Consider the following 10677-nt stretch of genomic DNA (forward strand, 5'->3'; position numbering starts at 1 on the left):
TAATTATTTTGTGTTCACATATACTAAATAATGTTAAGGAGGGGACAAATTATGAAGTTGTCCAGTTATCTTTCAGAAGATAAGATTATTTCTAATCTAAAAGGGGAAACCTTTGAAGAGCTTATTACAAATCTACTTAAGGAACTTGCTAAAACTAATAAACAAGTTAAAGTAGAACAAGAATTTATGAAAAAAGCCATTTTAAAAAGGGAAAGTGAAGCTTCCACATATATTGGAAATGGTGTTGCTATCCCCCATGCTAGATTGGAATATTTTGATGATATTATTGTTTCAATAGCTTTTCCTGAGAAGAACGTAAAAATGAAAACTCTAACGGGAAAAGAGGAAAGTGTTGATTTTATTGTTTTAATTGTTGCAGATGTTTTAAAGAACAAAAATATTTTAAAGATTATGTCTGGAATTTCTAGACTGTGTCTAAAAAATAAGGAGGTATTTAAAGAGATTCTAAAATATAAATCTCCAGAAAAGACTCTTGAAATTTTAAATAAAATGAAAATTGAAATAGATCACAATATTACCGCTGAAGACTTATTTACCACTTCTATACACCCTGCTAAAGAGAATAATACTCTAGAAGATATTGCTAAAAGAATTATTATGGATCGAATCTCTGGAATCCCTGTAGTTGATAATCACAATAACTTCTTAGGAGAGATTACTGAACGAGAACTTATCGCTTTTGGTATGCCAAAACATACCACTATTCTAAATGATTTAAGTTTTCTTACTGTGGGTGAACCCTTCGAAAATTATTTAGTAAATGAAAAAATAACCACAATAAAAGACCTCTATAGAACAGAGGGAATTATTACAATTGATAAAGGAGCATCCCTTATGGAAATTTCATATATCTTTATGAATAAAGGAGTCACAAGAATATATGTTCTTGAAAATAACAAATATCTTGGTCTTATCTTTAGATCAGATATAATTAAGAAAATTTTACATATATAAGGAGAGTTTTATTATGTATTCAATTAAAGAGGTTTCTGAAATAGTTGGACTTTCCTCTTATACAATCAGATATTATGATAAATGTGGTTTAATGCCATATATCGCTCGAAATAAAAATGGGATTCGTTCTTTTTCTCAAGATGATATATTTTGGATTGAAATTATTAAATGCCTTAAAAATACTGGTATGAAAATTGAGGATATCCGTTCCATTGTCGATTTAAGCTTAAAAGGCGACCATACTAAAGAGGAGAGAAAAACTATTCTTTTAGCCCATAGAAAAAAAATACTTGAACAGATTGAAGAGTTAAATAATAATTTAAAAAAGTTAGATTTAAAAATTGCTTGGTATGAAGATAATTCTATATCTTGTAAATAAACTCTTGACTTAGAGTTTACTCTAAGGTTTATAATTTCCATAACTTATTATTAGGAGGTTGATTTCATGTTAAATTTTAATTTTTATAATCCAACTCACATAGTTTTTGGAAAAGATACTCTGGATCAATTAAACAGTTTAGTTCCTTTAGATGCTAAAGTGTTAATCACTTATGGTGGTGGTTCTGTTAAAAAGTTTGGAACGTTAGATAAAGTTATTAAAAATCTTTCTGGAAGAGAGGTCTTTGAATTTGGCGGAATTGAACCAAATCCTCAATATGATACTCTTATGAAAGCAGTTGAAATAGTAAAAAAAGAAAATATAGACTTTCTTCTAGCCGTAGGTGGAGGATCTGTTATGGATGGAACTAAATTTATAGCCCTTGCCTCTAAATATAGTGGAGATTGCCTAGATCTATTGACTCCTGATTTTGATTTAGCTCCAGTTGATAGCGCAATCCCTTTAGGAACTGTTGTTACTCTACCCGCTACTGGATCTGAGATGAATAATGGTGCTGTTATAAGCCATAAAAATCTAAAAGTTCCTGTTTTTAGTATGTTTACATTCCCTAAATTTTCTATACTTGATCCTACATTGACTTTTACACTCCCAAAGACTCAAGTTGCCAATGGTATTATAGATACATTTATCCACACTGTTGAACAATATGTTACATATCCTGTAGACGCTAGATTTCAGGATAGAACAGCTGAAGGTATCTTGAAAACTCTTATTGAAATCGGTAAAACTACACTGGATGAACCTACTGACTATGATGCCCGTGCTAATCTTGTATGGTGCGCTACTATGGCTTTAAATGGTTTAATTGGTGCTGGTGTACCACAAGATTGGACCACTCATATGATTGGTCATGAGATCACAGCTATGTTTGGAGTTGACCATGCCAAAACTCTTGCAATTCTACAACCTGCTATTTGGGAGGTAAGAAAAGATAAGAAAAGAGCAAAATTGATTCAATACGCTGAACGTGTTTGGAATATTGAAGAGGTTAATGATGATTTAAAAATTAAACAAGCTATAGATAAAACTCGTTCATTCTTTGAGGAGCTTGGAGTTAAAACTCATCTTTCTGATTACGGTATTACTGAAGACAATATCCCTAATTTAATTTTAGCTTTAGAGGCAAATCATAGAACTGCTCTGTCTGAAACTGAGGATTTAACTTTAGAAATAAGTAGAGAAATTCTTAAAAAAGCATTATAATATTTAAAGAGGCTGAGAAGTTTTTCTCAGCCATTTTTTTGAAGAGGTGATTATTTTGAAAATTGATTTACTACAAGAAGCTAACCGTTGCTTAAATTGCAAAAAACCACTTTGTAAAATACACTGTCCAATATCAACAGATATACCTAATATTATAAATTTGTTTAAAGAGAATAAAATATCTGAAGCTGGTGAAATCTTATTTTACAATAACCCATTATCTATATTTTGTTCCATAATATGTCCTCATGAAGAGCAGTGTAAGGGACATTGTATCAAGGGAATCAAAGAAACTCCAGTTGAGTTTCCTCTTATTGAGAAGGAGATTTCTACAAAATACCTTACAACTCTCCCTTTAGATAAAAAAGAAAATCAAGGGATTGATATCGCAATTATTGGTGGAGGACCAGCTGGTATCACTTCAGCTATTCTTCTGGCAAAAGAGGGATTTAATGTCACTATATTTGAGGCTTTTTCTAAATTAGGTGGCGTTTTAAGATATGGAATACCAGAGTTTAGACTACCTAGAGATTTGATGGATACCTTTGAAAAATATCTTTTAAATCTGGGTGTTAAAATAAAGTATAACACTTTAGTTGGACCAACTCACACTATTCAAAACTTAAAGAATGATGATTTTAAATATATCATTATTACAACTGGAGTTTGGAATCCCAAACCTATGGATATAAAAGGAGAGACTAAAGGAAATGTTCACTATGCTATCAACTATCTTGTGTCTCCTGACTCATATAATCTTGGACCTAATGTTTTGATTATTGGTGGAGGGAATGTGGCTATGGATGCTGCAAGAGTTGCTAGGAGAGCAGGTAGTTCTGTAACAGTTATGTATAGACGTGGAGAGGAGGATATGCCTGCCACTAAGGTTGAAATTGCTGAAGCCAAAGAGGATGGCGTTAATTTTAAGTTCTACTATGCTCCGAAGGAGATTTTAGATGATACAATGATTTTCCTAAGAACTGAGTCTCACACTGATGAAAGTGGTAGAAAAAAACTGATAACTTTAGAAGATAGCGATATTGCAATACCTTACAGTTCAATTATTGTTGCTGTTAGTCAGGGACCTAAAAAAAATATTGTGTCTTCTGAAGATAGAATTAGTCTTGAAAAATGGGGAACTGTAATTGTTAACGATAACTTTGAAACAACTTTAGAAAATGTGTTTTCGTGTGGTGATGTTGTAACTGGTCCTAAGACTGTTGTTGCTGCTGTTAATGATGCTAAAAAAGTAGTTTCAAATATTTTAAAAAAAGAGGAGTTGATCTAATCAACTCCTTTTTTCTATCCCACTATTTTATTGTACTCCTCCAACGCTCTTCTCAAGATTATCATTGAGTTTTCAATATCGTCTACACTTGTACAGAATGAGAATCTAACCTCATTCTCTCCCTTTCCCTCACTTTGATAAAATCCAGGACCTGGTGCTAATAAAAGAGTTTGATTTTCATATGAGTAATCAGTTAATAACCATTTAGCAAATTTCTCCGCATTATCTATTGGAAGTTTTGCAAAAGCGTAAAATGCTCCATGTGGTTTATAACATACTACCCCTGGTATTCTATTTAGATATGAAAATAATAGATCTCTTCTATTTTGATACTTTATTCTTACATCCTCTAAATAGTTATCCATTGTATTGATTAGGTTAGATGCTGCATGTTGCTCAATTGTTGAAACACAAAGCCTAGCTTGGCTAAACTTCATTATACAGCTCATCAACTCCCTATTTTTACTAGCTATCAGTCCTATTCTTGCTCCACATGCACTGTAATGCTTAGATATACTATCCACCAGTATAACTCTATCCTTTACATCCTCTAATTGCATAAAAGATGTATATGGAATATCATCATATACAAACTGTCTGTAAACCTCATCTGCAATTATGTATATATCTTTCTCTTTAGCAATCTCCGCTATCATCTCTATCTCATCTTTAGTGTACACAGTTCCTGTTGGATTAACTGGATTCGATAGCATTATAGCTCTTGTTTTATCTGTTATTAAAGCCTCTATTTTATCTTTTGATGGTAAATGGAAGCTTGTTTCTATAGTTGTTTCAATAGGGATTACCTCTGCCCCTGCAAATTGGCAAAAACTTGTATAGTTTGAATAAAAAGGCTCAGGTATTAATACATTATCTCCTTCATTACAAATAGCCATCAAGACAAACATGATAGCCTCGCTTCCCCCTTGAGTTATCAGTAGGTCTTCCTCTTTTATATCAATTCCCATCTTTTGATAACTTTTAGCAAAGCTTTCCAATAGTTGAGGTATTCCTTGAGAGTGTGAGTATTTAACTATTTTCTCTTTATAGTTATGTAATCCTTCAAAAAATGAGTCTGGTGTAACTACATTTGGTTGTCCTATATTTAATTTGTAAACTTTTATTCCTTTTGCTTCTGCTGCATCGGCCAGAGGAATCAACTTTCTTATTGGTGAAAAATTCATTTCTAATGCTCTTTTTGATAATTTCATTTTATTCCTCCTAGCTTATATTTATATATTGTTAAAAAATTCTAATTTTCTAAATATGATACGATATTTTATTAATAAAGTCAACTATTCGTTTAGAAAAAAAGGAACAGAATTAATCTGCTCCCTCATCTACCTCTATCTATTATCTTCCCCAAGTATCTGGAGTTTTATTCCATTTTAAAGCTATCTCTGCCTCTTCCTCATTTAAGTAGTTCTCCTCTGTTGCAACATTGATTAATGATGCAAAGTTTGAAAGTGTTGTCCATGGAATATGATCTTGCTCAAAGTTCTTATATGCTTTTTCAAACTCATATGAGAATATTGCCAATACTTCAACGTCTGTAGCTCCGGCTTCTCTTGCAGCTGCTACAGCTTTTATTGAGCTTCCTCCTGTAGATATTAAATCCTCTATTATTATTACTTTTTTCCCTTCAAAGTCAGCTCCTTCAATCTGTCTTCCTGCACCATGAGCTTTCTTCTCTCCTCTGATATAAGCCATTGGAACTTCCATCTCTTGAGCTATAAAAGCTGCCCATGGAATTCCTGCTGTTGCTGTTCCAGCCACGATATCAAACTCTTTCTCTTTTAAAACTTCTATAAACGCATCTACTACTACCTGTCTCTCTTTAGGAAACCCTATCATCTTTCTATTGTCACAATAGATTGGACTTTTTATTCCTGAAACAAAAGTAAATGGATCCTTTACACTTAATCTAACTGCCTCTGTTCCTAATAATGATTTTGCTATATTTTTTTCTCTAGACATTTTTATATCTCACTCCTTCTCCAATTTTTTCAATAAAGTTTTTACCATCATAAACTAGATGACCTCTCACTATAGTTAATAATACTCTTCCCCCTCCTATTATTCCACTATAAGGTGTCCATCCGCATTTTGAAACTACATCTTCATTTTTTATAGTCTCTCTAGCATTTAAGTCTACTACAACTAAATCTGCATCATATCCAACCTCAATCTTTCCTTTCCCCTCTATTCCAAATATTTTAGCTGGATTTTCTGACATAACTTTCTGTAGAGTCTTCATATCTATCTTTTTATTTAACTCTTTTAGCATCATCTCTAAAGAGTTTTCAACCCCAGGTATTCCATATGTTGTCTTTGATTTTTTCTCATCTAAAGTATGAGGTGCATGATCCGTTCCTATCGTATCGATAGTTCCATCTTTTAGCCCCTCCCAAAGAGCTTTATTATCCTCTTTACTCTTTAATTCAGGTTTCATTATAAGCAGTGAATCTGCCATACTAGAATCTAAAAATAAGTGATGTGGTGCTACTTCCCCATATATTTTTAACCCCTCTTTTTTCGCTACCCTTAGCTTTTCAACTTCACTTTTCTTTGAAAGATGGCATAAATATAGAGGCTTTTTAAATTTTCTAGCGAGATCTATAGCTCTATCAACCATCTCTTCCTCTGCATGTACAGAAACTATCTTAGACTCTCTAAAAAGGTTCTCTAAAACTTTATCCTCTTCAACTAACATATCACCTGTTGACATATTCAGAAATATTTTAGTTGATGCCACTCTATCTCTAACTTTTTTTATCTCTTCACTATTATCTAATCTACTTCCCCCGAAGTGAAATCCATAATCTACATAACTTCTATTTTTAGAATGGCTCTCTTTAGCCTCTAAAATCTCTTTTGTTGTTGTATTTGGTACTGTATTAGGCATATCTATAAATGTTGTTACTCCACCTTTAGCACAAGCTTTGCTTCCAGTTTCAAAATCCTCTTTGTGAGATAATCCTGGATCTCTCATATGAGTATGCACATCTATTATTCCAGGTAAAACCCAATTTCCATCCATATCTATAATCTCATCTATATCTAACTCTTCAACTTCTGAACATCTATATATTTTAGCAATCTTTCCCTCTTCCACTAAAATATCCTTTATATCCTCTTCCCCTTGATATAAAACTTTACAGTTCTTTAGCAACATAGATTTCCCTCTTTTACTCCTTCCTCTATTTCAGCTAAAACTTTTTTTGCTGCTTCTACAGGATTTTCATTTTTTGTGATTGGTCTTCCTACAACTAAGTAGTCACATCCATTTAATATGGCATCTTTTGGAGTCATTATTCTCTCTTGATCATCAGCTACTGACCATTTAGGTCTCACTCCTGGGCATACAGTTTTAAAGTTTTCTCCACATAACTCCTTTATTGCTTTTGCTTCCCATGGAGAACATACAATTCCATCCATTCCAGCTTCTTTAGTTAGTTTAGCTAAGTTTAATGCTAACTCCTTTAATGTTAACTCACTTCTAAAAGTTTCTTTTAATCCCTCTTCTGAAAAACTTGTTAAAATAGTTACTGCAATTGAAAGTATCTCTGGATTCATCTCTTTCACTTTTTTTGCAACCGATTCCATCATCACTCTTCCACCACTTGCATGTACATTGAACATAAATACATCCTGTCTTGCTGCAAATAATGATGCCATCGTAGTTGTATTTGGTATATCATGGAACTTTAAATCCAAAAATACTTTTTTCCCTTTCTTTGTAAGGTACTCTACCATCTCTCCCTTTGAGTTTAGAAATAGTTCTAATCCAACCTTATAAAAAGATACTGTTTCCCCTAAAGTTTCAACTATATTTTTAGCATCCTCCATATTTGAATAATCTAACGCTATTATTAATCTATCTTTTATCTTCATTTCTCCTCCAAAATTTTTATCTATTAGTTATGTGCTGCTCCTACTATCTCTTGTATATTTTCTAATCCATTCTCTTCACAGAATCTTTCTAAGCCCTCTTTTATCTCCACTGGTAAAATTGGGTTTGAAAACAATCCTGTTCCTAAAGATACCATTGTTGCTCCAGCCATCATAAACTCGATTGCATCTTCAGTTGAAGAGATTCCTCCCATTCCAACTATTGGGATATTTACACTCTTATATACCTGATACACCATTCTTAAAGCCACTGGTTTTACTGCTGGCCCTGAAAATCCACCAAATGTATTCCCTAAAACTGGTTTTCTCTTTTTAATATCTATTGCCATTCCAAGTAGAGTGTTTATAAGAGAAACTGCATCTGCTCCATTCTCCTCTACAACCTTTGCTATATGAACTATATCTGTAACATTTGGTGATAGCTTTACGATTAAAGGTTTTGTTGTCACTGCTCTAACAGCCTTTGTAACTGCTCCAGCTACCTCTGGTTTAGCTCCAAAAGCCATTCCACCATCCTTTACGTTTGGACAAGATATATTTAACTCTATCATATCAACTTCTGGAATATTTTCAACTCTTTTTGCTATCTCCACATACTCCTCAATAACTTTACCATTTATATTCACTATTATTGGAGATTCAATTCCAGATTTTTTTATATTTTTTACAATTACATTTTCAAAATAATCGATTCCTGGATTTTCAAGTCCTACACAGTTTAGCATTCCACCTGGAGTTTCAGCTATTCTAGTTCCATAGTTTCCATCTCTTGGTTCCATTGTTATTCCCTTTACTACAATTCCCCCTAAAACATTTGGGTCAAAGTAATCTCTATATTCTAGCCCAAAACCAAAACATCCTGATGATGTTACCATTGGATTTTTAAACTCTCTTCCTAAAAAATTTGTTTTTAATCTATTCATTCTCTTCACTCCCTTAGTTTCCACAGCTACAGCCTGTATTTTCTTTAGGATTTACATCCACTATTATTTTTGAGTCAAACACTGGTCCATCATGACAAACTTTTTTCATTCCATCCAATGTTTTTATTGAGCATCCAACACATGCTTTCACTCCACATGCCATTCTCTCCTCTAGCGATACCTCACAGAACACATTGGCTTTTAATGCCATTTCTGCCACTGCTTCCATCATCTTATGAGGTCCACAAGTTTGAACCATATCTATCTTTTCATCTGCTAAAACTCTATTTAAAACTGCTATTACATTTCCCTTTTCTCCTAAAGTTCCATCATCAGTTGTTATATAAGTTTTTACACCATCTAAGTTTAAGTTTTCCAATATATTTAAAGCCTCTTTTCCTCTTCCACCAGCTATAAATATAACTTCATTCTCTTTTTTTAGCTCATCTATCAGCAGTTTAGTTGGAGCAATTCCCATTCCTCCCCCTACAACAACACATTTTTTTCCTTTTAAATCTGTTGTAAATCCTGTTCCCAAAGGTCCTTGTATATTCAAAGTATCTCCAGCTTCAAGTGTTGCAAACTCCTTTGTTCCTCCACCTTTTATCTCATAGTAAAACTCTAAAATATTTTTCTCTCTATCCACATAGTGAAGACTTATTGGTCTTCTTAAAACTCTTATCTCATTTTTTAATTTTAACATAAAAAACTGTCCAGCTTTTGAGTGTTGAGAAGCCTTCTCAGATTCAATTTTCATCAAGTAATAGCTTTCTCCAACTTTATAATTTTCTAATACTTTACAATCCTCTAAAAACATTTTTTCCTCCCAAATCTATCTTATAAATATTTTATTTTTTTATATCTCTGTTACAGTAGTAACAATACTCATGCTCTTTATCCACAACGTATTTGTTCTCAGTCTCTTCAAACTTTGTTATGCACTTTTCATTCCCACAGATAACACTCTTTGATCTCTTAATATCTTTTTCTGTTTTTTCACTTTTCGATATGTCTACCATTCCCAATGCTATTGAGAAAATCGCCTCTCTTGTTGGAACCCCATTAGCTGCTTGCTCAAAGTATTTAGCATGTTTTGTGTCATCTAAATCTATTTTTATCTCATCCACTCTAGGTAATGGATGTAAAATTATCATGTTTTCTTTACATTTTCCAAGAATACTCTCTTTATCTATTATATAAATCCCTGCAACTTTTTCATAATCCTCTGGATTATCAAATCTTTCTTTTTGGATTCTTGTCATATATAAAACATCTATCTCTTTTAAAACTTCTTTATAGTCATTTAATATGTGATACTTTATCCCCTTTTTTTCCAGCTCTCTCACAATATATTCTGGTATCTGAATCTCCTCTGGTGCTATGAAATAAAACTCACAGTTGAACATCTCCAGTGCCTTTGTCAAAGAGTGAACTGTTCTTCCATATTTTAAATCCCCTACAAAAGCTACTTTTTTACCATCTATATTTCCAAACTCTTTTTCAATTGTATATAGATCTAAAAGGGTTTGGCTCGGATGTTCATTTGCTCCGTCCCCCGCATTTATAACTGGAACTTTTGCTATATCCGCTGCAAAACGAGCAGCTCCATCCCTATTGTGTCTCATAACAATTATATCTGAATATGCCTCAGTCATCTTTATCGTATCTCTTAAAGATTCCCCTTTTTTTAGTGACGTTGCGTCAGGTGAGTCAAAACCTAAAACTTTTGCTCCCAATCTATATGCTGCTGATGTAAATGACAATCTTGTTCTTGTTGAAGGTTCGAAAAATAAGCTTCCAACTATTTTATTTTTCAAAAGTTCTTCATTTTTTTTCTCTAACTCTTTTGCTACTCTTAAAACCTCTAAAATATCACCTTTTGTAAAATCTTTCATTGAAATAAAATCTCTCATTTTTCCTCCTTAATATTTTTAGTTAAAAAAAAAGGAATAGAAATTACAAATGAATGTAACTTC

11 protein-coding genes are annotated in these 10677 nt (G+C 32.7%); 4 read left to right on the plus strand and 7 right to left on the minus strand.

Going from position 1 to position 10677, the window contains the following annotated elements:
• Positions 1-51: 51 nt before the first annotated feature.
• The 4 genes from ACMOUI_RS12605 (at position 52) to ACMOUI_RS12620 (ending at position 3866) form a co-directional block, all read left to right on the plus strand.
• Positions 52-975: a PTS sugar transporter subunit IIA gene (locus tag ACMOUI_RS12605; RefSeq protein WP_418966043.1), complete on the plus strand. Its 924-nt coding sequence runs from the start codon at positions 52-54 to the stop codon at positions 973-975.
• Between the two features lie 13 nt (positions 976-988).
• Positions 989-1354: a MerR family transcriptional regulator gene (locus tag ACMOUI_RS12610; protein WP_418966044.1), complete on the plus strand. Its 366-nt coding sequence runs from the start codon at positions 989-991 to the stop codon at positions 1352-1354.
• A gap of 66 nt (positions 1355-1420) precedes the next feature.
• A complete protein-coding gene (locus tag ACMOUI_RS12615; protein WP_418966045.1) occupies positions 1421-2578 on the plus strand; it encodes an iron-containing alcohol dehydrogenase in 1158 nt (385 codons plus the stop codon).
• Positions 2579-2633: 55 nt separating this feature from the next.
• On the plus strand, positions 2634-3866 hold the full coding sequence (locus ACMOUI_RS12620) for an FAD-dependent oxidoreductase (protein WP_418966046.1): 1233 nt from the start codon (positions 2634-2636) through the stop codon (positions 3864-3866).
• A 14-nt stretch (positions 3867-3880) separates the two neighbouring features.
• Here the strand turns inward: ACMOUI_RS12620 and ACMOUI_RS12625 are convergent, their stop codons facing one another.
• The 7 genes from ACMOUI_RS12625 to pyrB all read right to left on the minus strand — a co-directional run bounded on the left by ACMOUI_RS12625 (position 3881) and on the right by pyrB (position 10614).
• Positions 3881-5077 carry a pyridoxal phosphate-dependent aminotransferase gene (locus ACMOUI_RS12625; protein ID WP_418966047.1) on the minus strand — a complete coding sequence of 399 codons (1197 nt, stop codon included), beginning with the start codon at positions 5075-5077 and terminating at the stop codon, positions 3881-3883.
• 142 nt (positions 5078-5219) lie between these two features.
• Positions 5220-5843: an orotate phosphoribosyltransferase gene (pyrE, locus tag ACMOUI_RS12630; RefSeq protein ID WP_418966048.1), complete on the minus strand. Its 624-nt coding sequence runs from the start codon at positions 5841-5843 to the stop codon at positions 5220-5222.
• Entirely contained in the window at positions 5836-7041 is a 1206-nt protein-coding gene (locus ACMOUI_RS12635) for a dihydroorotase (RefSeq protein WP_418966049.1), read from the minus strand. Before ACMOUI_RS12635 ends, pyrE begins: the two co-directional genes overlap by 8 nt.
• Positions 7032-7760, minus strand: coding sequence for an orotidine-5'-phosphate decarboxylase (pyrF, locus tag ACMOUI_RS12640; RefSeq protein WP_418966050.1), 729 nt, complete (start codon positions 7758-7760; stop codon positions 7032-7034). The genes ACMOUI_RS12635 and pyrF overlap by 10 nt, the downstream gene beginning before the upstream one ends.
• A 23-nt stretch (positions 7761-7783) precedes the next feature.
• Complete coding sequence (locus ACMOUI_RS12645) at positions 7784-8701, minus strand: dihydroorotate dehydrogenase (RefSeq protein WP_418966051.1); 918 nt, start codon at positions 8699-8701, stop codon at positions 7784-7786.
• A gap of 13 nt (positions 8702-8714) precedes the next feature.
• Positions 8715-9518: a dihydroorotate dehydrogenase electron transfer subunit gene (locus tag ACMOUI_RS12650; protein WP_418966052.1), complete on the minus strand. Its 804-nt coding sequence runs from the start codon at positions 9516-9518 to the stop codon at positions 8715-8717.
• A gap of 31 nt (positions 9519-9549) precedes the next feature.
• Positions 9550-10614, minus strand: coding sequence for an aspartate carbamoyltransferase (gene pyrB / locus ACMOUI_RS12655; RefSeq protein ID WP_418966053.1), 1065 nt, complete (start codon positions 10612-10614; stop codon positions 9550-9552).
• Positions 10615-10677 lie beyond the last annotated feature (63 nt).

The organism is Cetobacterium sp. (assembly GCF_048470075.1).
Taxonomy (GTDB): Bacteria; Fusobacteriota; Fusobacteriia; order Fusobacteriales; family Fusobacteriaceae; genus Cetobacterium_A.

What these genes read in the sequence shown, in the direction of transcription:
- ACMOUI_RS12625 (WP_418966047.1), bottom strand. Translation starts at nt 5,077, where the DNA reads ATGAAATTATCAAAAAGAGCATTAGAAATGAATTTTTCACCAATAAGA.
- ACMOUI_RS12605 (WP_418966043.1), top strand. Translation starts at nt 52, where the DNA reads ATGAAGTTGTCCAGTTATCTTTCAGAAGATAAGATTATTTCTAATCTA.
- ACMOUI_RS12650 (WP_418966052.1), bottom strand. Translation starts at nt 9,518, where the DNA reads ATGTTTTTAGAGGATTGTAAAGTATTAGAAAATTATAAAGTTGGAGAA.
- pyrE (WP_418966048.1), bottom strand. Translation starts at nt 5,843, where the DNA reads ATGTCTAGAGAAAAAAATATAGCAAAATCATTATTAGGAACAGAGGCA.
- pyrB (WP_418966053.1), bottom strand. Translation starts at nt 10,614, where the DNA reads ATGAGAGATTTTATTTCAATGAAAGATTTTACAAAAGGTGATATTTTA.
- pyrF (WP_418966050.1), bottom strand. Translation starts at nt 7,760, where the DNA reads ATGAAGATAAAAGATAGATTAATAATAGCGTTAGATTATTCAAATATG.
- ACMOUI_RS12610 (WP_418966044.1), top strand. Translation starts at nt 989, where the DNA reads ATGTATTCAATTAAAGAGGTTTCTGAAATAGTTGGACTTTCCTCTTAT.
- ACMOUI_RS12635 (WP_418966049.1), bottom strand. Translation starts at nt 7,041, where the DNA reads ATGTTGCTAAAGAACTGTAAAGTTTTATATCAAGGGGAAGAGGATATA.
- ACMOUI_RS12615 (WP_418966045.1), top strand. Translation starts at nt 1,421, where the DNA reads ATGTTAAATTTTAATTTTTATAATCCAACTCACATAGTTTTTGGAAAA.
- ACMOUI_RS12645 (WP_418966051.1), bottom strand. Translation starts at nt 8,701, where the DNA reads ATGAATAGATTAAAAACAAATTTTTTAGGAAGAGAGTTTAAAAATCCA.